This is a genomic window from Myroides profundi (genome assembly GCF_000833025.1).
GTDB classification, from domain to species: Bacteria; Bacteroidota; Bacteroidia; order Flavobacteriales; family Flavobacteriaceae; genus Flavobacterium; species Flavobacterium profundi_A.
This window is the reverse complement of sequence record NZ_CP010817.1, coordinates 218,395-241,903: the sequence shown is the minus strand read 5'-3', so window position 1 is coordinate 241,903 and position 23,509 is coordinate 218,395. Positions and strand designations below refer to the sequence as shown.

General features: G+C 36.0%; 24 protein-coding genes. 14 read left to right on the top strand and 10 right to left on the bottom strand.

Translation table 11 applies throughout. The features are described 5' to 3' along the window. The first annotated feature begins 95 nt into the window (after window positions 1-95). The 9 genes from MPR_RS01070 (at window position 96) to trpA (ending at window position 8,862) form a co-directional block, all read left to right on the top strand. The gene (locus tag MPR_RS01070; RefSeq protein ID WP_041888470.1) at window positions 96-881 is read left to right on the top strand and encodes a lipopolysaccharide kinase InaA family protein; all 786 of its coding nucleotides are present in this window, start codon (window positions 96-98) and stop codon (window positions 879-881) included. A 435-nt stretch (window positions 882-1,316) separates the two neighbouring features. Continuing rightward, window positions 1,317-2,282, top strand: coding sequence for a carbohydrate kinase family protein (locus tag MPR_RS01065; protein ID WP_041888468.1), 966 nt, complete (start codon window positions 1,317-1,319; stop codon window positions 2,280-2,282). Between the two features lie 269 nt (window positions 2,283-2,551). Continuing rightward, window positions 2,552-3,937, top strand: coding sequence for an anthranilate synthase component I family protein (locus MPR_RS01060; RefSeq protein WP_041888465.1), 1,386 nt, complete (start codon window positions 2,552-2,554; stop codon window positions 3,935-3,937). A gap of 3 nt (window positions 3,938-3,940) precedes the next feature. After that, window positions 3,941-4,501: an anthranilate synthase component II gene (locus tag MPR_RS01055; RefSeq protein ID WP_041888464.1), complete on the top strand. Its 561-nt coding sequence runs from the start codon at window positions 3,941-3,943 to the stop codon at window positions 4,499-4,501. Between the two features lie 4 nt (window positions 4,502-4,505). Continuing rightward, window positions 4,506-5,498, top strand: coding sequence for an anthranilate phosphoribosyltransferase (gene trpD / locus MPR_RS01050; protein WP_041895086.1), 993 nt, complete (start codon window positions 4,506-4,508; stop codon window positions 5,496-5,498). Further along, on the top strand, window positions 5,495-6,283 hold the full coding sequence (trpC, locus tag MPR_RS01045; protein WP_041888463.1) for an indole-3-glycerol phosphate synthase TrpC: 789 nt from the start codon (window positions 5,495-5,497) through the stop codon (window positions 6,281-6,283). The genes trpD and trpC overlap by 4 nt, the downstream gene beginning before the upstream one ends. 6 nt (window positions 6,284-6,289) lie before the next feature. After that, window positions 6,290-6,925, top strand: coding sequence for a phosphoribosylanthranilate isomerase (locus tag MPR_RS01040; protein ID WP_041888461.1), 636 nt, complete (start codon window positions 6,290-6,292; stop codon window positions 6,923-6,925). Further along, window positions 6,912-8,099 (top strand): tryptophan synthase subunit beta, encoded by a 1,188-nt coding sequence (gene trpB / locus MPR_RS01035; protein ID WP_016650011.1) that lies wholly within the window; start codon window positions 6,912-6,914, stop codon window positions 8,097-8,099. Before MPR_RS01040 ends, trpB begins: the two co-directional genes overlap by 14 nt. Further along, a complete protein-coding gene (gene trpA / locus MPR_RS01030) occupies window positions 8,092-8,862 on the top strand; it encodes a tryptophan synthase subunit alpha (protein WP_041888459.1) in 771 nt (256 codons plus the stop codon). Before trpB ends, trpA begins: the two co-directional genes overlap by 8 nt. Window positions 8,863-8,972: 110 nt before the next feature. Here the strand turns inward: trpA and MPR_RS19075 are convergent, their stop codons facing one another. From MPR_RS19075 to MPR_RS01015, 4 genes are all read right to left on the bottom strand, one after another. Further along, a complete protein-coding gene (locus MPR_RS19075) occupies window positions 8,973-9,104 on the bottom strand; it encodes a FeoB-associated Cys-rich membrane protein (protein WP_006257716.1) in 132 nt (43 codons plus the stop codon). 7 nt (window positions 9,105-9,111) lie between these two features. Next, complete coding sequence (gene feoB / locus MPR_RS01025; RefSeq protein WP_041888457.1) at window positions 9,112-11,220, bottom strand: ferrous iron transport protein B; 2,109 nt, start codon at window positions 11,218-11,220, stop codon at window positions 9,112-9,114. 26 nt (window positions 11,221-11,246) lie between these two features. Continuing rightward, window positions 11,247-11,477, bottom strand: a complete 231-nt coding sequence (locus MPR_RS01020) for a FeoA family protein (RefSeq protein ID WP_041888456.1) — start codon at window positions 11,475-11,477, stop codon at window positions 11,247-11,249. 220 nt (window positions 11,478-11,697) lie between these two features. Continuing rightward, window positions 11,698-12,408 (bottom strand): SCO family protein, encoded by a 711-nt coding sequence (locus tag MPR_RS01015; RefSeq protein ID WP_041888454.1) that lies wholly within the window; start codon window positions 12,406-12,408, stop codon window positions 11,698-11,700. 161 nt (window positions 12,409-12,569) lie between these two features. Here MPR_RS01015 and MPR_RS01010 point away from each other — a divergent pair, with 161 nt between their 5' ends. After that, a complete protein-coding gene (locus tag MPR_RS01010; protein ID WP_041888452.1) occupies window positions 12,570-14,636 on the top strand; it encodes a M13 family metallopeptidase in 2,067 nt (688 codons plus the stop codon). 355 nt (window positions 14,637-14,991) lie between these two features. Here the strand turns inward: MPR_RS01010 and MPR_RS01005 are convergent, their stop codons facing one another. Both MPR_RS01005 and MPR_RS01000 read right to left on the bottom strand, forming a co-directional pair. Continuing rightward, window positions 14,992-16,569: a S41 family peptidase gene (locus tag MPR_RS01005; RefSeq protein ID WP_041888450.1), complete on the bottom strand. Its 1,578-nt coding sequence runs from the start codon at window positions 16,567-16,569 to the stop codon at window positions 14,992-14,994. A 12-nt stretch (window positions 16,570-16,581) separates the two neighbouring features. Further along, the gene (locus MPR_RS01000) at window positions 16,582-17,010 is read right to left on the bottom strand and encodes a deoxycytidylate deaminase (protein ID WP_006257722.1); all 429 of its coding nucleotides are present in this window, start codon (window positions 17,008-17,010) and stop codon (window positions 16,582-16,584) included. A 266-nt stretch (window positions 17,011-17,276) separates the two neighbouring features. Between MPR_RS01000 and MPR_RS00995 the strand changes: the two genes are divergently transcribed. Further along, a complete protein-coding gene (locus MPR_RS00995) occupies window positions 17,277-17,705 on the top strand; it encodes a fructose 1,6-bisphosphatase (protein WP_041888448.1) in 429 nt (142 codons plus the stop codon). Between the two features lie 55 nt (window positions 17,706-17,760). Here MPR_RS00995 and fbp read toward each other — a convergent pair whose 3' ends face one another. Continuing rightward, window positions 17,761-18,765, bottom strand: coding sequence for a class 1 fructose-bisphosphatase (gene fbp / locus MPR_RS00990; RefSeq protein ID WP_006257725.1), 1,005 nt, complete (start codon window positions 18,763-18,765; stop codon window positions 17,761-17,763). Between the two features lie 96 nt (window positions 18,766-18,861). On the opposite strand from fbp, the gene MPR_RS00985 reads away from it, so the two are divergent. Together MPR_RS00985 and MPR_RS00980 are read left to right on the top strand one after the other, a co-directional pair. Beyond that, window positions 18,862-19,335: a GNAT family N-acetyltransferase gene (locus tag MPR_RS00985; RefSeq protein WP_041888446.1), complete on the top strand. Its 474-nt coding sequence runs from the start codon at window positions 18,862-18,864 to the stop codon at window positions 19,333-19,335. Further along, on the top strand, window positions 19,336-20,589 hold the full coding sequence (locus tag MPR_RS00980; RefSeq protein WP_041888444.1) for an aspartate kinase: 1,254 nt from the start codon (window positions 19,336-19,338) through the stop codon (window positions 20,587-20,589). A 239-nt stretch (window positions 20,590-20,828) separates the two neighbouring features. On the opposite strand, the gene MPR_RS00975 is transcribed toward MPR_RS00980, so the two are convergent. Continuing rightward, window positions 20,829-21,032: a hypothetical protein gene (locus tag MPR_RS00975; protein WP_041888443.1), complete on the bottom strand. Its 204-nt coding sequence runs from the start codon at window positions 21,030-21,032 to the stop codon at window positions 20,829-20,831. A gap of 122 nt (window positions 21,033-21,154) precedes the next feature. Here MPR_RS00975 and MPR_RS00970 point away from each other — a divergent pair, with 122 nt between their 5' ends. Then, window positions 21,155-21,604: a GNAT family N-acetyltransferase gene (locus MPR_RS00970; protein WP_041888442.1), complete on the top strand. Its 450-nt coding sequence runs from the start codon at window positions 21,155-21,157 to the stop codon at window positions 21,602-21,604. 309 nt (window positions 21,605-21,913) lie between these two features. Here MPR_RS00970 and MPR_RS00965 read toward each other — a convergent pair whose 3' ends face one another. Together MPR_RS00965 and MPR_RS00960 are read right to left on the bottom strand one after the other, a co-directional pair. Next, window positions 21,914-22,744 carry a DUF3592 domain-containing protein gene (locus tag MPR_RS00965; protein ID WP_041888440.1) on the bottom strand — a complete coding sequence of 277 codons (831 nt, stop codon included), beginning with the start codon at window positions 22,742-22,744 and terminating at the stop codon, window positions 21,914-21,916. A gap of 2 nt (window positions 22,745-22,746) precedes the next feature. Beyond that, on the bottom strand, window positions 22,747-23,496 hold the full coding sequence (locus MPR_RS00960) for a hypothetical protein (RefSeq protein WP_041888438.1): 750 nt from the start codon (window positions 23,494-23,496) through the stop codon (window positions 22,747-22,749). Between the last annotated feature and the right edge of the window lie 13 nt (window positions 23,497-23,509).

Sequence of the window (23,509 nt, the reverse complement as noted above, 5' to 3'; positions counted from 1 at the left end):
ACATACTGAATAACAAGAACTTAAATCCTTTAGATTAATAATTTCGTTTCCTAAGCATTCTTTATCTTTAGACCTTAATTGTAATTACTTTTTATATGAAGAAGTTGAAAGTAAATGCGATAATACACACTCAATATCAAAACCTTAAAAAGGAACTAACGGAAATCATTGAAGCCTATGACGAAATAGATACTTATATCGCTAAAGGAACTAGAAATAGTATCAAGCTTGTAGTCTTATCTACGGGTCAGAAGGTTGCTATTAAATCCTTTAAGAAACCCAATCTTATCAATAGGTATGTATACCGAAATATACGTAAGTCTAAAGGTCTGAGATCATTTGAAAACGCTGAAAGATTACACAATCTAGGAATCAATGCTCCACATTCGATTGCTTATTTTGAATACGTCTCTAAAGGCGCATTAAGAAACTCATACTACATATCAGAATTTATTGATACAGATATCACTTATAGGGATCTAGCACAGAACCAAGATTGTCCTAACAGGGAGAGAGTCCTTGAGGAGTTCGTTGAATTCTCTTTTAAATTACATGAGAATGGTATTAATTTCTTAGACCATTCACCAGGTAACACTTTGATAAAAGTAAGAGAAGATGGTTCGCATGAATTTTATCTAGTAGATATCAACAGAATGAAGTTTGACCAAGAGATGAGTTTCTCACATCGAATGAAAAACTTGTCACACTTGACTACAAACATTCAAGATATCGAGAAGATGGCTACCCATTATGCTGAGCTTATTGGTAAGAGCTCACGTGATGTGTTTATAAAACTTTGGTTAGAGACGATCAAGTTTCAATACAGGTTTTATAAAAAGAAATCCATAAAGAATAAAGTAAAAAAAATGTATTATCAATAGCGTTTAAAACACCTCAGTATCATCTAGAGGTGTTTTTTTATATCCCTTACGCAATTATTTGACTCATAATGCCACCTTATGCCCTTATTGATCTTCTTTGCTCTTTTTGCCTAAGATTGCACTATCTAAAAACACTTAAAAACCTATCTATCAACTAATTAAAAAAAACACAATCCAAATCCTTCGGAAGCTATTCGGAAACAACCAGTATCTACATGGGTTAAAGGCCATTTTTCAAAAGCACACCCTATCTCTACCCGAAGCATCTACTATCTAAAACCTCATCAATAGAACTTCTAAAAACAACTGTTTTCACTTAAATCCAACAACATCCATATTAAACAAATACTAAACGGAATATTTATAGCGTTATTTAACATCAACAAAGATTTTTGTACCTTAGTAAAGTCTAATTATATATAAGATTTATCCTTTATGTCAGATAATGCAAAAGCACCTATAGTAGTTTGTTTTGGTGAAATACTTTGGGACATCTTCCCAACGTATAAGAAGATCGGCGGAGCGCCCTTAAATGTAGCTTATCACCTACATAAGATGGGAATAGACTCACACATTATTACCAAATTAGGTACAGATGACGCAGGTCAAAAGATTATTTCTAGACTAAAAGAAGTAGGTGCATGCACATCCTACATACAGACAGATACTACCAAAAAGACAGGTACAGTATTCGCTACATTCGATGATCACAATGAAGCTAGTTACGAATTTTTAAAGAATAGCGCTTGGGATTTTATCGACTTTAAGCAAGAAGATAGTGATCTAGTGGCGCAGTCAGATGCCTTTGTATTCGGTACCTTAGCGAGTAGAACTCCCCATACTAGAGAGACGTTACATAAACTGCTAGATGTAGCGAAATATAAAGTGTACGATGTCAATCTTAGACCTCCTCATTACGAATTAGAATTCGTGGTAGAACTGATGCATAAAGCCGATCTACTAAAGATGAATAAGTTCGAACTAAAAGAGATTCTTGAGTATCTTGAAGAACCTTATACAACAGAAGAAGACGCTATCAAGTTTGTTCAAAAACACTTTGACTGTGATGAGATTATCATTTCTAAAGGAGATAAGGGAGGACTTTATTTAAATAAAGAGATGCTTTATAGTTATCCTGCAGTTGATATCGTGATCAGAGATACGGTAGGTAGTGGAGACTCTTACCTTGCGGGCTTCTTAGCAGCTAAGTTGAACGGGCATGATCCTATTCAGATTATAAAAACAGCTGCTTCATTAGGTGCCTTTGTTACCTCTCATACGGGAGCTAATCCGGAGTACGAAAGAGAAGATTTTGACATTTTCTACTATGAAACGATTTTTAAAGATGAATTAATTACGAGTAAAAACATCTTAGAAGAGCCGAAAACACCTGAAAAATAAGAGAAAAAGAGCTTTTTTGAAAAAAAACGCTTTGATATTAAAAAAAAGTATAATTTAGCACTCATAACAAAAGACGAAAAGTGAATACACAATTTTTAAATACTAATTGGTGGTGGCTAGCTAAATCCTATCAGGGTTCGGTTGGTCGTACTATGTATTTAAGTTGTGATTAGTTATAGATAGAATTATATACACATTTTATATAGATGAAGCCTGCTAGGAACCCCTAGCAGGCTTTTTTTTGCTTTAAACTCAAATATTTACAAGAAATGAAACTTCACATCAATCACAAAAAAATACTTGGAGACCTATACACTCCTATCGAAATCTACCTCAAACTAAGAGATAAGTTCTCTAATAGTTTTTTACTAGAGAACTCTAGTAACCACTCGAGAGAGAACAGTTGTTCTTATATCTGCTTTGAGCCGATGATGTCTTATATCGTTACTGCAGATACCACTACAGTACAGACCTTAGAGAACACCATGACATATCCTACAGCTGATATCAACGTACTAGATCAACTACAATTGTTCATCAAAGAAATCAACGTAGAGAATGCCAATCAATATGATTACTTAAAGGCAGGTGTCTATGGGTATACCAGTTATGACAGTATTCCCCTAGTACACGATATACAGTTTAAGCCAAGTGATAACAGCCTTCCATTAATGCAGTACCACTTTTTTAAGTATATCATCGTATATGATCACTATAAGAATGAAATGCACTTAGTAGAATACACGCTTACAGGAGAAGAAAGCCAATTAACTAAGATACATGCCTACCTAAACACCAATAGCATCACTCCCTACCCTTTCAAAACAGTAGATGCTCCGAAGACTCCTTATACAGATGAAGAGTTTCTTGAGATTATCAAAAAAGGAAAAGAACACTGTTATAGAGGAGATGTATTTCAGTTAGTACTCTCACGCAAGTATAAACAGCGTTTTACAGGTGATGAGTTTAATGTATATAGAGCACTTCGCTCTATTAACCCTTCTCCTTACCTATTCTACTTTGACTATGGAGCATTTAAGATATTCGGTTCTTCTCCTGAGGCACAAGTAGTCGTAAAAGAAAATAAAGCCTATGTCAATCCAATAGCAGGCACATTTAGAAAAACAGAGGACAAGGCTCAGAACGAGATACTAACACAGCAGTTACTTAATGACCCTAAAGAAAATGCAGAACATATCATGCTAGTAGACTTGGCTAGAAATGACCTAAGCATCACGGGAACAGAGGTCACAGAAGAAGAATATAAAACAGTGGAACAATACTCTCATGTCATCCATCTAGTGTCTAAAGTCAGTGCTACCATAGATATGCAGAAAGATAGTCTTAATGTATTCGCCAATACCTTCCCAGCAGGGACACTATCAGGAGCGCCTAAGCACAGAGCGATGGAACTAATCAATCAGTATGAACCAGAGAGCAGAGGGTTCTATGGAGGTACGATAGGTTTTATCACCTTAGATGGAGAGATTAACCATGCCATCTTTATCCGATCTGCTCTGAGTTATCAGAACGAGTTACACTATCAGGCAGGATGTGGTATCGTGACCAAATCAGATGACTTGTCAGAATTAAAAGAAATAGAAAATAAACTAAGTGCTATCACACTAGCTATCCGTGAAGCCCAAAACATATAAGTTATGAAAGTATTAGTAATCGACAACTATGATTCCTTTATCTACAATGTGATACACATCCTGAAAGAACTAGGAATAGAAACGATAGATATCATCAAGAATGATAAGATAGCACTAGAGCAAATAGATCAGTACGATAAGATTATCCTTTCGCCAGGGCCGGGTATACCATCAGAAGCAGGCAAACTAATGGAAGTGATAGCCTATGCTGCTAATCATAAAGACATATTAGGTATCTGCTTAGGGCATCAGGCTATAGGTGAGTACTATGGCCACCAATTAAAGAGACTAGAAACACCCTTACACGGCATATCATCACCTATACAGCTAGCTGCACCTGATGAACTATTCCAGTCTATGCCTGACCACTCCCCTATAGCTCACTATCACTCGTGGGTAATAGAAGAAAAGGACAGTGAACTAACAGTAACAGCCTATGACGAACAACAGAATATCATGGCTGTGAAGCATCGAACACTTAATGTCAGAGGAGTACAGTTTCACCCAGAGTCGATATTGACCACGTATGGAAAAGAGATTATTAAAAATTGGATTAAAAACTAATGCTATGAAAGAGATATTAAATCACTTAATACAACATAAGACACTTACTACAGAACAAGCCAAAGAGATAGTCATCAACATGGCTAATGACAAGTATACAGATGCACAGATGGCTTCTCTATTGACTACATTCATCATGAGACCCATCACATTAGAGGAGTTAAGAGGGTTCCGAGAAGGAATGCTACAGCTTGCTAATAAGGTGGATCTGTCCGACTATAACCCTATGGACTTATGTGGTACGGGAGGAGACGGAAAAGACACTTTTAATATATCTACACTGTCATCCTTTGTGACAGCAGGAGCAGGTGTACCTGTGGCTAAACATGGTAACTACGGAGTGTCTTCTATCTCAGGATCATCAAGTGTCATGGAGAACTTGGGTATTCATTTTAAAAGCACAGAAGCAGAACTAAAAGAACAATTGACAGAAGCAAATATCTGTTTTCTACATGCTCCTTTATTTCACCCAGCCATGAAGCGAATCGCCCCTGTGAGAAAAGCCCTTGGAGTGAAGACGTTCTTTAATATGCTAGGTCCTTTGACTAACCCTGCTCAGCCTAAGGTACAGTTAGTAGGTCTGTTTAATCTTGAGTTATTGAGAATGTATAAATACTTCTTGCAGGCAGAGAATACACAGTACTGCATTATACATGCCTTAGACGGCTATGATGAATGTAGCTTGACTAAATCAGCTAAGCTAGTCAATAACAAAGAAGAGAAACTAATAGACGCTTCTTACTTTAATAGTCCTATCATCCGTGAAGAAGAAATAAAAGGAGGAAAAACAGTAGAAGAGTCGGCGTATATCTTCTGGCAAATACTTAAAGGTAAAGGTACCTCTGCTCAGAATAATGTAGTCCTTGCTAATAGCGCTTTAGCTATTAATACCTACTATCCTGAACTAAGCATCTTAGAGGCAAAAGCAAGAGCAGAAGAGTCTCTACTGGGAGGAAAAGCAAAAGAGAAGTTTGAAATACTAAAAGAATTGAGATGAAGATATTAGAACAAATAAAAGCACATAAACAAATAGAAGTAGCACAACGCAAGACTATAAAGAGTATTACTGACCTAAGAAATGCTCCATTATACAACAGAATACCGCTTGATTTTAAGTCTGCTATACTTGCTAAGAACAACAGAGCGATCATCGCAGAGTTTAAGAGACAGTCTCCTTCTAAAGGAATCATTCATCCCAACGCTAATATCACTGAGATAGTAAAAGGATATGAAGCAAATGGAGCTGCGGCTTTATCAATTCTAAACGACAGTCAATTCTTTGGTGCTCTACTCACTGACTTTGCTAACGCACGTGCTTCAGTAAACCTGCCCCTATTACAGAAAGACTTTATCCTAGACGAGTACCAGATAGAAGAAGCTAAAGCGATAGGTGCAGACGCCATTCTATTGATCGCTAAAATGCTTCCTATCGAACGTATCAAAGTATTGACTGATTATGCACATCAGCTTGGCTTACAAGTATTATTAGAGACGCATACTGAACAAGAAATACGAGACCATTTACATACTGAGTTTGACCTCATTGGGATAAACAATAGAGATCTGAACACCTTTGAAGTAAATATTCAGCACAGTATCGCCTTAGCTAATCTATTGCCTCATCGAGCTGTGAAGATAGCAGAAAGCGGTATACAGAATGCCGCAACACTATTAGAATTAGCAGACAATGGATTCACAGGGTTCTTAATGGGAGAGTACTTTATGAAGACCGCTAATCCTGCTGAACAACTACGGTTATTACAACAAGAGATTAAAGTATAAACAGCGATGAAGAAAATAAAGATCTGTGGGATGTTTGATATAGACAATATTAATTCTGTTGGGCAAGAGCACATTGACATGATGGGATTTATCTTTTATCCCAAGTCAAAGCGATATGTAAGTACAGATATTAACAAGGCTGTTGATAATCTACCTCATCCAATTCAGAAAGTAGGTGTATTCGTCAATGCTACAAGAGAAGAAATAACTCAACGCATAAAGCATTATAAACTAGACTATATACAACTTCACGGTAACGAAAGCCCAGAAGATTGTGCTTACCATAAAGAGCAAGGAATAAAGGTAATCAAGGCGTTCTCTATAGGAGTAAAGGAGGATTTCAGTCAAATAGAACAATACGAATCCTATTGTGATTTATTTGTATTCGACACCCCTACTCCAGAGTATGGAGGTAGTGGATTATCATTTGATTGGGATGTATTACAGCATTATCAAGGTAGTACCCCTTATCTACTAAGTGGAGGATTAGGGTTACACAATATACAGTCCGCTTTGCTATTACGAGATGATAGATTAGCAGGCTTTGACCTCAACAGTAAATTAGAAAACGATCAACATCATAAAGAGATAACACTAGTGAGAAAACTAGTAAAAGAAATAAGAGACTATGAAAGAATTTAACCCAAACGAACAAGGATATTACGGAGAGTACGGAGGTTCATTTATCCCTGAGATGCTGTATAAGAACGTATCAGACTTACAAGAGAGCTACCTAGATATCATACAGACAGAAGATTTTCAACAAGAACTAAATAAGCTACTTAAAGATTATGTAGGAAGACCTACTCCTCTATTCTATTCTGCTAACTTGTCTGCTAAATATAAAGCAAAGATTTATCTGAAAAGAGAAGATCTAAATCACACAGGAGCCCATAAGATCAACAATACGATAGGACAAGTACTCTTAGCCAAACGTCTAGGCAAAAAGAGAATTATAGCTGAGACAGGTGCAGGACAGCACGGGGTAGCTACTGCTACTACTTGCGCACTATTAAATCTAGAGTGCACTGTATTTATGGGAGCACATGATATCGAACGTCAGAAACCTAATGTAGAACGCATGCGTATGCTAGGGGCAAAAGTAGTAGCTGCTGAGAGTGGGAGCAAGACTTTAAAAGACGCTACAAATGAAGCTATACGCGAATGGATCAATAACCCACAAGAGACCTATTATGTGATCGGTTCTGTAGTAGGGCCTCACCCTTATCCTGATATGGTAGCGAAGTTTCAATCTATCATCAGTAAAGAAATAAAAGCACAGCTCATAGAGCAAGAGAATACTCCTAATCCAGACTATGTAGTAGCATGTGTAGGTGGAGGAAGTAATGCGATGGGCGCTTTCTACCACTTTATAGATAATGGTCATACAAAGTTAATCGCAGTAGAAGCGGCAGGTCTAGGAGTAGAAACAGGACAGACTGCGGCTACTATCGCCTTAGGAAAACAAGGTATTATACACGGTAGCAAGACTTACCTTATACAGACTGAGGACGGACAGATTATAGAGCCTTATTCTATCTCTGCCGGATTAGATTATCCTGGTATAGGGCCTGCACATGCCTATCTGAGTGATACAGGTAAGATCACTGTAGGTAGTATCACTGATGATGAAGCGATCAAGGCTGCTTTTGAACTAACGCGTATAGATGGTATTATACCTGCTCTAGAGTCAGCACACGCCTTAGCGTACCTAAATAAGATGGAGCTAAAAGAAAGCGATATCGTAGTGGTAAACTTATCAGGACGAGGCGATAAAGACATGATTACTTACTCTAAATACTTTAACCATGAATAATAGAATCAACACACTCTTCACCGAGAAGAAATCCAATATACTTTCTATATACTTCACAGCAGGCTATCCTGCCTTAGAAGACACGATGACCATCTTAAAAAACCTAGATAACGCAGGTGTGGATTTAGTAGAAATAGGCATGCCATTCTCAGACCCACTAGCAGACGGGCCAGTTATACAGCATAGCAGTGAACAGGCGTTGCTAAATGGTATCACAGTCTCTAAGCTATTCGAACAATTAAAAGAAATGAGACAACACATTACTATCCCTGTTGTCTTAATGGGGTACCTCAACCCTGTAATGCGTTATGGTATAGAAGCATTCATCAGTAAATGTGCAGAAGTAGGTGTAGATGGTATTATCCTACCAGACTTACCTATGGACTACTACGTATCCCATTTCAAGACACACTGTGATCAACACAACGTCAGTAATATCATGCTGATAAGTAATGATACTTCGACAGAACGTGTGCGCCATATAGATGAGCAGACAGATGGTTTTATCTATTTAGTTTCTTCTAATGGGACAACAGGTTCTAATAAGTCTTTAGAAGAACAACAAGCATACTATAAACACATTCAAGATTTAAAACTTAAAAACCCTGCTCTTATCGGCTTTGGGGTAAGAGATAAACACACCTATGACCTCACGAATCAATATAGCTCAGGGGCGATTATAGGAACAGCCTTTATGAAGCATATTAATGAACATGGCATTAGTGAGGAGAGTATTCATAACTTCATCAAGAGCATTAGGTAAGTATAGTCCTAATTATGGCGAATTCGCCACATTTAAGTTTTAACGATATATACTAAACAAAATAGGCAACTCGCCTGAGTTGCCTATTTTGTTATTTTAAAGAATGGTGATTAAGAACATCCGCAGCTACCTCCGCCACAAGAACCTTTCTTATTCGTTTTATTCTTCCAAAAGCCTTTTTTAATGATGTACCCCAATGCAATAATTACAATTGCATAGGCAATTATTTCTTGGTAACCCATAATTACTTTATTTTAAAAGTTGATATGCTATTAAAGCTGCGACATACGCAAAAACAGTCATAAACACTAATTGGTAGATAGTCCATTTCCAAGACTTAGTCTCTCTTTTCACGATTGCTACTGTAGCTGTACACTGCATCGCAAAAGCATAAAAGAACATTAGTGACACCCCACTGGCTAGCGTGAAGACTGGTTGTCCTGTATCAGGCCATATCTCTGCTGCCATTTTTTGTTTAATACGTCCATCTTCATCATTCTCATCCCCAGATCCTACATTATAAATAGTTCCAAGTACTCCTACAAAGATTTCACGTCCTACGAAAGAAGACAATACTGCGATACCTACTTTCCAGTCATACCCTAGAGGTTTGATTACAGGTTCTATTGTTTTACCTAGAATACCGATATAAGAATTCTCTAATCTATAACTAGCGATATGCTCACTTAATTCTTCTTCACTTACCTCTTTATCTTGATAAACTTCTGTAATATGTTTCTCAGCATTCTCAAAGCGTTCTCCAGGTCCATGAGCACCTAAGAACCAAATGATGATCGATAATACGAATATAATCTTACCTGCACCTACTACGAATGCTTTAGTCTTCTCATACATATTCACCACTACGTTCTTAATAATAGGAGTACGGTAGTTTGGCATCTCGATTACGAAGTATGACTTGCGCTCGCTCTTAATGTATTTACTCAATGCCCAAGAAGACAATAAAGCTGCTAAGAATCCTACTAGATAGAATAACGTCAATGTCAATCCTTGTATACTTAAGAACCCAAATACACGTGTATCAGGGATTACTAAAGCAATAATGATAATATATACTGGAATACGAGCAGAACACGTAGTAAACGGTGTTACAAGTATTGTAATCAATCTTTCTTTAGGGTTCTCAATATTACGAGCAGACATAATCGCCGGAATAGCACATGCATTACCAGAGATAAGTGGCACTACTGATTTACCACTTAATCCGAATGGACGCATTAATCTATCCATTAAGAACACCACTCTACTCATATACCCTGTCTCTTCTAAGATAGAAATAAACATAAATAGAATAGCAATCTGAGGGATGAAAGGCATTACCCCTCCAATACCTGGTACGATACCATCCGCTATCAAATCTGTAAGCTTACCTGGCTCCATCGTATCATGTACCCAAGAACTAAGATTAGCAAACTGCTCATCTATCCAATCCATCGGAATACTTGACCACTCAAAGATAGCCTGGAAGACCAACATCATAATCGCAAAGAAGATTAGATATCCATACACTTTATGGGTAAGTATTCTATCTACTTTAGAACGAAGATCTGTAGCTTTATTGACATCACGTGAGTACGTTTCTTTTAAAACGTCGTTGATAAACTGATATCTCTTGATTGTCTTTTTATGTTGAAGCTTTTTGATTTCACTTTCTGACAAATGAACTCCCTTCGCCTCTATTTCTTTCTTCCCTATATTTCCGATTTTGATATCTTGCGAATAGATCATCCACAATTTGAATACAGAAAGGTTAGGGAATGTCAAAGCAAGTTTACTAAAGAACTCTGTGTCTACTGCTGTAGCATTAACACATGGCTCTATAGAATACGTTCTATAATTTAATATTGCTTGTTTTAACTCTTGAATACCAAGTTTTTTCTTCGCACTGATTAAAACAATCTTTGTATTTAATTTCTTTTCTAACTCAGCTATCTTAAGACTAATCCCCTTCTCGTCCATATGATCAGCCATATTAACAGCTAGTATCGTAGGAACACCAAGTTCTTTAACTTGGGTAAATAGTAATAAGTTACGCTTTAGATTTTCTATATCAGCTACTACAACAGTAACATCTGGAAAGTCATCATTAGTAGGATCAAATAATAAATCTAACACAATGCGCTCATCTTCAGAACTCGCATTAATACTATATGTTCCAGGTAAGTCGATAATAGTAGCGTTTACTTTATCATCTAACTTCGCTACTCCAGATTTTTTATCTACAGTAATACCAGGATAATTTCCTATCTTATGGTTAAGGCCTGTCAGGGCATTGAATACAGAGGTTTTCCCTACATTAGGATTACCTATTAGGGCAACTTTTATATCTTTTTTCATCAACTATATGTAATATCTTAATCTAATTAGCCAATTAATTCTACTTGTATCTCTTTAGCTAATTCTTTTCGAATAGATAAATGTGTATCATTAATACACAAATATATTGGGTCACCTAGAGGAGCTACCTCTAATAGTTCTACCGAATTCCCAGGTAGACATCCCATTTCCAATAGTTTTAAAGGAACCTTGTGCATATCGAAATCTGCTATCACTCCTTTTTCATTTCTTTTTAATAAGTCTAAAGTTGTACTCACCTTATTTAGATTTAATTCATATTGCAAATTTAATCAATAAAAAAGATTATAGAACTATAATCCTAATTATTATCAGTATTAATACTACTATAATTACCACACAACCTTTTCATTATTAGCTTATTTTGATTCATTGCTAAGAAACAGAAATATACATATATAAGAAATCCCTCTACATTATCTAATAAATGTAGAGGGACTATACCTTGTAATAACTTGATTATTTCGCCTTATTATTTTCATGTTTATAAAGCCATTGGATATCTTCCCATAGCTGTTGCATATTCTTAGTTTCTTTATCAGGAGTATCTAGATTAGTACCATCATAGAATCCTCGGATACGGCCATTGCCATCTACTAGAATAAAGTTTTCGGTGTGTACCATATCATACATCTCTTCTGGAGACCCCGTCTTCACAGCTAAGTAAGAGTTACGAGCGATATAATAGATATCTCTTTTATCCCCTGTTACTAAGTTCCATATCTTATCATCAGCCCCTTTGTGTAGTGCATATTCTTTTAGCACAGGCACACTATCGATATCAGGAGTTACTGAGTGTGATAATAATTTAACGCCTGGCAGAGTCTTAATCTTATCTTGAAGCCAAACCATATTATCACTCATGATAGGACAAATCGTAGTACAAGTCGTAAAGAAGAAATCAGCTACATAGATATGTCCTTCATAATCTTTATTTGTAATTGTATCACCATTCTGGTTTAAGAACTTAAAAGCAGCTATCTTGTGCTTCTGTTTATTGGCTTCATGTTGGATTAAACTATCTACCATCTCAGGATTCACCATTGCTGGTGTATATACTGGTAGTGATTTTCTATACTTCAGTGCATTGTAGAACATCACCATGATTCCTGCACATAAAAGGAAGAAGAAAATAAAAAAGTATTTATATTTCTTGAAAAAGTGTAACATTTTAAATAGAGTTTCGACAAACTTACAAAATCCCTTTTAACCTGAAGGTTAAAGACATGATAAATACAAGATGTCTTATTTAAAGTATAGAAAAATACGATTATAAAAGATATTTTCTATTTTTGTTAGAATATCAATAGGAACAAAATTAATTATATACTATGAACAAAAGAGTTTTATTAACCTCTGCCTTCGCTGTAGTATCATTAGTAGCTTGTAAAGATGCTAAAAATACAACAGAGCAAGAAGATCAAGTAGCTCATGGAATCAACCTAGAATACATGGATAAAAATGTAAAGCCTGGTGATGACTTTTTCCGTTATGTAAACGGTGCTTGGTATGACAAAACAGAAATTCCAAATGACAGAACACGTTGGGGAAGTTTTGATGAATTAAGACAAAACACAGATAAGGATGCCCTTGCTATCCTTAGAGAGGCTGCTGAAGACTCTAAACTTGATCCTAAATCTGATCAAGCTAAAGCTGTAGCTGTATTCCAAACTTACTTAGATGAAGCTAAGAGAAATGAATTAGGAGTAGCTCCTCTTAAACCTTACTTAGATAAAATCAATGCAATCAAAACTCCAGAAGATGCGACTAAACTAATCAACGAATTAGTAACTGAAGGAGGATTAGGATTATATTCTATCTACGTATATGCAGATGCAAAAAGCTCTCAAGAGAATACAGTATACATCAGTTTAGGTTCTTTAGGTTTACCTGATCGTGATTATTATGTATTAAAAGATAAAGACATCACTGAAAAACGTGACCAATACGTAGCACACGTAGCACGTATGTTAGAATTAGCTGGTGAGCCTAAAGAAGAGGCTACTACAGATTCTAAACGTGTATTAGCGATCGAAACTAAAATGGCTGAACCTCGCCTTACTAGAGTAGAGCGTAGAGATAGCCGTCTTACTTATAACCCTATGACAGTAGCTGAGCTTCAAAAATTAACACCTGCTGTTGATTGGAATGCTTATATCGCTGCTACAGGATTAAAGAACGTTGAAAAGCTAATTGTATCTCAACCGAAATACATGAAAGCGCTTAACGAAATCCTTTCTGCTAAGAATATCGAAGATATCAAAGCGTATATGAAATGGACTTTAGTGAACAAAAATGCTAGCTTCTTGTCTACTGAAATGGAGAAAGCGAACTGGGAGTTCTACTCTAAAACATTAGAAGGTGCTAAAGAACAAAGACCTGTTGACGAAAGAGCATTAGCTGTAGTTAACGGTACTGTAGGAGAAGCTTTAGGACAATTATACGTTGCTAAAAAATTCCCTGCTGAAGCGAAAGCAAAAGCTCAGGCGATGATTAAAAACGTACTTACAGCTTTCGGTGATCGTATCAAAGCATTACCATGGATGGCTGAAGAAACTAAAAAAGGTGCTTTAGAAAAATTAGCAACTACAACAGTGAAAATCGGTTACCCTGACAAATGGGAAGATTACTCAGCTATGGATATTAAAGCTCCTAAAGACGGTGGTAATCACTTCGAAAACATGAAGAATGCTACTAAATGGGATTTTGCTAAAAACATGGAAGACTTCGGTAAACCTGTAGATAAATCTCGTTGGGGAATGGCTCCACAGACAGTGAACGCTTACTTCAACCCTATCTATAACGAAATCGTATTCCCTGCTGCTATCTTACAACCTCCATTCTATGATTATAAAGCTGACGAAGCGATTAACTATGGTGGTATCGGAGCTGTAATCGGACACGAGATCTCTCACAGTTTTGATGACTCAGGAGCTCGTTATGATAAAAACGGAAACTTAAACAACTGGTGGACTGACGCTGACTTAACTAGTTTCACTAAATTAGGTGATGCTTTAGCTGCTCAGTACAGCGCATTAGAGCCTCTACCAGGTGTATTCGTAGACGGTAAATTCACTTTAGGTGAGAATATCGGAGACTTAGGTGGTGTTAATGCTGCTTATGACGGATTACAAATCTATTTAAAAGAAAATGGTGATCCAGGTCTAATCGACGGATTCACACCTCAACAACGTTTCTTTATCTCTTGGGGAACTATCTGGAGAACTAAAGCTCGTGATGAGGCAATTAAAAACCAAGTGAAAACTGACCCTCACGCTCCTGGACACTACAGAGCGTATGTACCTCTTCAAAACGTAGATGCTTTCTACCAAGCATTTGATATTAAAGAAGGTGATAAATTATACATCAAACCTGAGGAAAGAGTTAAAATCTGGTAATCAGAACACAATAAATAACGATAAAGGAGTCTCAATGAGGCTCCTTTATTTTTTTATACATACGACAAGGCTAAGCCTACACAAAAACCAAACAACCACCTTCATTTCAACACTATACATACAAACACAGCGATTCGTTATATCCACCTTAATTGGACTTATCGCATAATGGTCGCATAGTTATCGGATACTGCTCGCATAAAAAAGGGTTAAAAGTATGCGATCACTATGCTATCGCTATCCTTTGACTACGCTATCATAAACAATAAGAAATAAATAGGTAACACTATATCCCTCAAAAAAAGCATTGTGATAATCACAATGCTTTACTATTAGTATTTTGAGTTCTTCCTAACTATAAGGTTTTCCCATCTATCTTTTTAATCATAGGATCTACTTCTAACATCCATAGATAATAATCCTCACTAGTGTATAATTGACTTAAAAACTCTCCGACTAAGAATCGCTTCACAATCTGTTTTCGTTTATCTAATTTGAAGAATAGTTTATTGCCTTCTAGATGTTTAATATAAGCTTTAAATACTCTATCAGAAGACATCACATAGTCTATCACCTCTTCTTTAGACATATTAGTAAACTTCGCTCTTTCTTTATCAATCTCTTGGAATACAAAGAAACTCACAATACCTGATTTCATAAGAAGTACCACAGTGTCATCTCCATGCTTATTCCCTATCGGAACAAAGATATCCGGTACTATACCACCACCTCCATAGACTACACGTCCTTTTAAGGTCTTGTACTGTAGGCTATCTGCTACTTTTATACTATCAGCAGCATATAACTCTCCATGTGCGTATCTCGTTCTAAAATCGTTATTATACTCTTCTACACCCATCGTATAAGGTTTCTGTATAGATCGTCCAGAAGGAGTGAAATAACGAGCTGTAGTCAATCTAATAGCAGAACCATCACCTAGCATCAATTCTCGTTGTACAAGTCCTTTACCGAAGCTTCTACGCCCTACGATAGTACCTCTATCATTATCTTGTATCGCTCCAGCTATAATTTCACTAGCAGAAGCAGAATTCTCATTAATCAGCACATAAAGAGGCTTATCTGTAAAGAGACCACTTCCTTTAGACTTGGTGACTCTCTCTTGACCACCTTTATTTACAGTTTTTACGATTACCTGATCTTTCTTTAATAAATCATTTAGCATATTCACTGCTTGATCCATATATCCTCCTCCATTATCTCTCAAATCAAGGACTAAGCTAGAAATATCTTGTGTAATCAGATCCTCTAACGCCTTTTTAAACTCCTCGTAAGTCGTACTAGAGAATCTATTGAGCTTAATATATCCTCTACCGTCTGATAACTTAAATGCAGCATCTACGCTCTTAATAGGAATAGGCTGTCTATTGACCACAATGTCTAGCTTCTTACCTACAGTCTTACGATAGACTTCTAATTTTACATCAGTATCTCTTTCCCCTCTTAGGTATTTAGCGATACTATCAGAGGTCATCTCCTTTCCATACAGATGCTGTCCGTCAGCACTTATGATACGGTCACCCGGCTGTATACCAGATTTAAAAGCGGGGCCATCTACGATATCTTTGATTACAGCGACACTATCTTTATAGTAATAGTAGTTCACCCCTATCCCTACGAAGCTACCTTGCATAGACTCCGTCACAGACTGTAGCTCACTCTTGCCGATATAGATAGAGTGTGGATCTAGTTGTTCTAGAATAGTAGTCACTGTTCTATCGACGATAGAGTCAGTATCTACATTATCTACATACTCCTTCTCTATAAAATCAATTAATCGATTTAATTTAAGCTTATTATGATTGGTATAAAAACCTGTTTTTCCACGATAAGAAGCAGATACAAGAAAACCTCCTAGTAAAATACCTAAGGATAAAGAAATCGATATAATCAGAGGCCAAAAAAACTTTTTCATCTACAGTAGATATTAATCAAGGTCTGGAAGAAATACGACATCCACCCCAGCCTTTTCTAAAAAGTCTACCCCTTCTGTATCTCGGTAACCTTCACTATACACCACTCTAGTAATCCCTGCCTGATGGATAAGTTTACTACAGTCTCTACATGGAGACATCGTGATATAAAGTGTAGCCCCTTGACAACTCTGTGTAGAACTAGCTACCTTCAAGATAGCGTTAGCCTCAGCATGTAGCACATACCAGTGCGTAGTATCGTTTTCGTCTTCACAACAATTCTCAAAACCAGTAGGTGTCCCATTGTATCCGTCAGAAATAATCATTCTATCTTTTACAATAATAGCCCCTACCTTTTTTCGTTTACAATATGATAGTTGTCCCCATTCGCGAGCCATACGCAAATAAGCCTTATCATATTTAGTTATTTTTGATTCATTCATATCAGAAATATTTACAAAGTTCTCTATCCCTTTGATCTAACAAAAATACACAAACCTTTTTGTTAATTCACCAATCTTAGAATAGGAACTTACTTCGTTTATCTAATTTACTATCTAAACGAATAATCTATTATAAACTCACTACTAAAAACCCGCTTCATTATGATAAGCATAAAAATATCATAAAAAAACTATGAACTCCACAATTTATCATTATATTAGATTCAATGAACTGAACCAATTTACTAACCAAAAAACAAACAAAAATGTCATACTCAGAATTATTTGATTTAGGATTTAGAGAGAGAAACAAAGGCCACTTTGCTTCGATAGTACGTGTGGCGTTAGCGAATGGACATTGTAGTACAGAAGAAAAAGCTTTCTTAGATGAACTAGCTGTTCGCCTAGAAATCAGTGACGAGGACTATGCGAATATATTAAAGAACCCAGAGAGCTATCCTGTCAACCCTCCCTATTTAGAGACCAATCGTATCGAAAGATTATACGATCTGGCAAGAATGGTATATGTAAATCACGTATTAGGACCAAAACAAAAAGAGATATTAAAGAAATTTGCTGTTGCATTAGGTTTCACTAATAATATCGATTATCTAGTAGATAAATCTCTATCGTTATTAGTCTTAAATGTTGATATAGATACCTTCATAGAAGAAATTCACAACCTTAAAAAATAAAAAAAGTGAGCTAATCTTTTGGATTAGCTCACTTGTTATTTTATAGAAATACTTCTTATTTCTTCATAAATTCTTCTGCCTTTTCTACCATGTTTTTGCTACCACAGAAGAAAGGAACACGTTGGTGTAACTCCGTTGGCTCTATCTCCATGATACGAGTATAACCATCAGATGCTCTACCACCAGCTTGTTCAATGATGAATGCAATAGGATTACACTCATATAACAATCTTAGTTTCCCTTTAGGAGCTTTAGTACTAGTAGGGTAAATGTAGATACCTCCTTTTAGAATATTACGGTGAATATCAGATACTAAACTACCGATGTATCTAGAAGTATATGGCCTATCATTCTCTTCTGCTTGACAGTACTTTAAGTAATCTTTTACCCCTTGTGGGAAGTGTACATAGTTCCCCTCATTGATAGAGTAGATATGTCCATCCTCATTAATCTTCATATTCGGGTGAGACAAGAAGAATGTACCGATCGCTGGATTTAATGTAAACCCATGTACTCCATTACCTGTAGTATAAACTAACATCGTAGAAGAACCGTATACAATATATCCTGCTGCTACTTGATTCTCTCCTTTTTGTAAGAAGTCTTCTTTTGTTACAGGAGTTCCGATAGGAGTCACACGTCTATAGATAGAGAAAATAGTACCTACTGATACATTCACATCGATATTAGACGAACCGTCTAGTGGATCCATTAGCACTACATACTTGTTCTCGTTGCTGTTATCTCTACCGTGGATAGAAATAAAATCATCCTCTTCTTCAGAAGCGATACCACATACGATTTCTCTATTGATAAGTGTTTTAATGAATACTTCGTTTGCAAAAACATCAAGTTTTTGCTGTTGCTCACCTTGTACATTTTGTTTTCCAAAAGCACCTACGATGTCAACTAAACCTGCTTGGTTAACTTGGTGACTTACTACTTTAGCAGCTAGTCTAAGAGAGTTAATTAATCTTGATAACTCACCAGAAGAGTATTTAAAGTCTTCTTGTTTTTCAATGATAAACTCTCCTAAAGTTTGAGATCTTTCTGTTGTCATTTTCAAAAATGATTCTTAAGTTGTGTATTTTACAGTGCAAATATCGTTAATTTTGTTGTCTAACCGAAGACATTAACCATTAAATCAATAACTAAAATGAATATTAGATCTGCAACCCCTCAAGACATGCCTGATGTATTAGCATTAATACAAGAACTAGCAACTTTCGAAAAAGAACCTGATGCTGTCGTAGTTACTGCTGAAGACCTAATCAGAGATGGTTTTGGAGCAAATCCTTTATTTAATGTTATTGTTGCTGAGCTAGATTCTAAAATCATCGGCATGGCTTTATTCTACAATAGATATTCTACCTGGAAAGGTAAGACAATTCACTTAGAAGATCTTATCGTCACAGAAGCTGCTAGAGGTACAGGAGCGGGATATGCACTGTATGCAGAAATAATGAATATCGCGAAGAAAGAAGGTGTACGAAGAGTAGAATGGGTAGTTCTGAACTGGAATGAGCCGGCTATTAACTTTTATAAAAAATCCGGAGCGACAGTATTAGAAGATTGGTATACTGTACAAATGGATCAAAACGGAATAGAACAATTTAGTCAATCTAAGTAAATGAGAGTATTCAAATTTGGAGGAGCCTCAGTAAGAGACGCAGAAAATGTAAGAAACGTTTGTAACGTATTAAAAACAGTGGGCTATGAAGATAGCCTAATCATTGCTTCTGCAATGGGTAAAACGACGAATGCCTTAGAGGTAGTCGTACACAACTATTTTCAAAATAGATTTGACTTAGCAGAGTCTGTTGATGTAGTTAAAGATTATCACTATACGATTGTTAGAGAATTATTCCCTAATGAAGATCACGATATCTATGCATCACTAAAAGAGCTATTTGATTCTATTACTTACTTCTTACTGAACAATAAATCTCCTAATTACAATTTCGTTTATGATCAAATCGTAAGCTATGGAGAGATTATCTCTACTACTATCTTACACTATTACCTACTAGAATCAGGTATAGACAACACTTGGCTAGACTCAAGAAACTTAATCAAAACAGATACAGTCTACAGAGACGCTGATGTAAACTGGGATATCACGATAGAGAATATCAAAAAAGAGATTTGTACAAAACAATTATTCATTGTACAAGGATTTATTGGCTCTGACTACAACGGTTTCTCTACTACATTAGGAAGAGAGGGGTCTGACTACTCTGCAGCTATATTTGCTTATGCATTAGACGCTGAAAGTGTAACGATATGGAAAGATGTACCAGGAGTACTGAATGCTGATCCACGTTATTTTGAAGATACGACTCTACTACAACATATTTCTTATCAAGAGGCAATAGAACTAGCGTTCTACGGTGCGTCAGTCATCCATCCGAAGACCTTACAGCCATTGCGTCAAAAAGAAATACCCTTATATGTAAAGTCATTCTTAAATCCATTATTACCAGGAACGAATGTATCTAAAGGAGCGCCATTGACTCCTCATGTTCCTTGTTTTATTGTGAAGAAGAACCAATTATTAATATCACTATCCTCTAAAGATTTCTCTTTTATCATGGAGCAGAATATCAGTGATATTTTTAAATTATTCGGAGAGTATAATATTAAGGTAAATGTAATACAGAACTCTGCTATTAGCTTCTCTGTATGTGTAGAAGATAAGTTTAATCACTTCGAAGATGTAAGACTATTACTTACAGATAAGTTTAAGGTGAGCTATAACGAGAATGTGTCTCTATATACCATAAGACACTTCGACGATCACTCTGCACAGAAGATACTTGGCAATAAAACATTATTATTAAAACAAGTAAACAGAGAGACAATGCAGATTGTCACTAAAGAATAATATCATAAAGGCTGTCTCACTAAGACGGCCTTTTTAATACCCTATACTCAACAACCATACATTGATCACAGTTATAAGATTCATTGCCTAATCTTCTTTTTACCTAATCTACAGGTATGCAAAAAGAACTTAGCCACTGCATATATCAGGATATAGATTCCCCATAATAGCAACCCATGTATATAGACTATACCCATTAAGACTTTCTTCATAAGCTATTCATTAGAATCATATATTATCTATAAAGCAAGATAGAATAACACCCACTCAAAGGCTAAAGCGATGATAAAGCTACCTATAAAAGCCATGATATACTGCACTTTAGTTACTTCTTTCTTTTTAATATCCTGTATCACTTTATACAATATAGCACCAAAGACACCTATCACAATACTCGATAGTATCCATACGATATAAAATCTACTCTCATAATCTAAGTCCATATCTACACTTGCTTTTAATAATCACGTTCTATAAAGATACGCAACTTTAACGAATAGTTTTTCTCCAATGAAATAAATAGCACTTTAAAAAACAGTATTTTTAACCCACAAAACATCAAACTATGCCAACCATCATAAGAACCAATTCTGACAATAAAGACTTTCTAAACCTCATCATAGAACTAGACAAATACCTCAAAACAACTGATGGTGATGAACATGACTTCTTTGATCAATACAATAAAGTAGATCATATCAACCACGTTGTTGTTATCTATGAAGACAGTCAGGCTATAGCCTGTGGAGCTATCAAAGAATATGACTCACATACTATGGAAGTTAAGCGTATGTATACTTCCCCTATTGCTAGAGGTAAAGGCGTCGCTTCTATAGTACTAACTGAACTAGAAAAGTGGAGTCTAGAGCTAGGTTATACACGCTGTATCTTAGAGATGGGTAAACTACAGATACAAGCAGAGATATTATACAGAAAGAATAAGTATACTGTTATCCCTAACTACGGTCAATACGAAGGTGTGGAGAGTAGCCTGTGTTTTGAGAAGGTGTTGTAAATCTATTTATTTGATAATTATACTTATTACTCTATTCTCTTTGAAATTAATAACTCTATATAGCACAAAAAACATAACTTATTATAAAACAAATCTTTATGAGCAAAAAGACATATTACTTTTTATGGGTTTTGCTAGTTATTAACCTACTTTGGTCTTTGCTAATTGACAGAAAAGACTTTATTAGTTCTTTGCAGTATAGTCTATTTATATTCTTGATATTAGGTATATACTATCTAATAGAAAAAAGATACTTTATAAAAAGAAAGCATTAAAAACCAAACATCTAATTCACACCTAGACACCTACTTACCCCCTTCTCGTTGTATTCCCAAACCTAGCGTTATCTACTCTTCTTATTCCCTTTCTATTCATCCCCATATTCTTTAGACCATCTCCATAGATATTCTTCAGATACCCCCAAATAGCCAATGACAGTACCAAACTAAAAAACACTAAGATGATATTAACCCAAAGCGGTTTGTCCTTACCATCAAATAATGCCCATATCATAGCTCCATCAAACAAGATCATAATCAAAGGCAATACTATAGCTAGCCCTAAGAATGCTCCTATCTCTTTATATCTATCCATAGACCAGTTCATCGCATATATCATCATCCCAACAAAAAGATATACAAGTATAACGATCATCACCCCAAAAGCGAGTATCAACGCTACTGTCCCTAGCCCAAAGGTGGTTACACGCTCATTAGCTTCATCGTAATATACTGTGTGTTTATCACCTACGGTGGGCATACCGCTACTAGAATAGTCAAATTCATATTCTACCACTTCACCTCCTTTAGTAGTGAAATGTACTGTAGGCGTATACATCGTGGTATATCCATTATCATCAGAGTTACGTTTCTCATAACTCGTATAGGATACCACACGTGCCTCATATTTATCTCCGTTATATACAGTCTGTGTCTTCGTAATGATCATCATCGTCAAGGCTACTGTCCCACCTATCGCTAATGAAGAAATAGATACCACGATAAGGTATATATACCCTATCCCTAGACATCCTGTTTTGGTTCCATTACGAGAAGAACGCTTTATTATTTTATAAGTCAGCCATATTGTATACAATATCCCTAAGCCAAATGCCAACTGATTAATTCTGATCTCATCCATTACTATCTTTTTTTACGTCTATTACTTCTGCGCTTCCACTCGTCATTATGAGGATTAGGCTTATTCGTGCGCTGTGTACTTCTATTGCTTTCTTGTCTAGAGTGATTAGCAGTCTGTGCCCTTGTCACAGACTTGTCTTGTGTTATTCCTTTTGTTTTATTCTCCTTACTTCTACTAGCGTTCTTTTCTTTTTCTATTAAGTCTGTTATCTCTTCCCTAATAATCTTCACATATAGTATAATCCCGATTAACAGGATCAAGATAAATACTGTCAATAATACAGAAAGGGGAATATTGTGTATATTCCGAACAAGCGCATAAACCAACGCCCCTTCGAATACAAGCATAATCAAAGGAACTAATACTCCTAGTCCTAATAATCTAGCCAATCTATTATATCGGCGCATATCTCTTCCCACCCCATAGAGCATAACACCTATAAATGCGAATACTAGCACCGCTACCATCGTCCCATAACAAACCAATTCTGCGAATAGCTCAATACTGAAGACTACGGTTCCATTTATTAAACTAGATAGTGTACGAATAAACATACTTCCAAAAGCAACACTCCCGAAAACAGTTAATCCAAACAAACCTCCTATAATTAAGAATACACGTATTACATCTACACAACCGGCTCTTTCTTTTCGCCCTTTCGTAGTACGTTTCACTATTCTAGACGTTAACCAACCTGTATATAATAATCCAAGTATTATAGACCACTGATTATAAATCACATCTTCTATCATAACTATTTTTCTG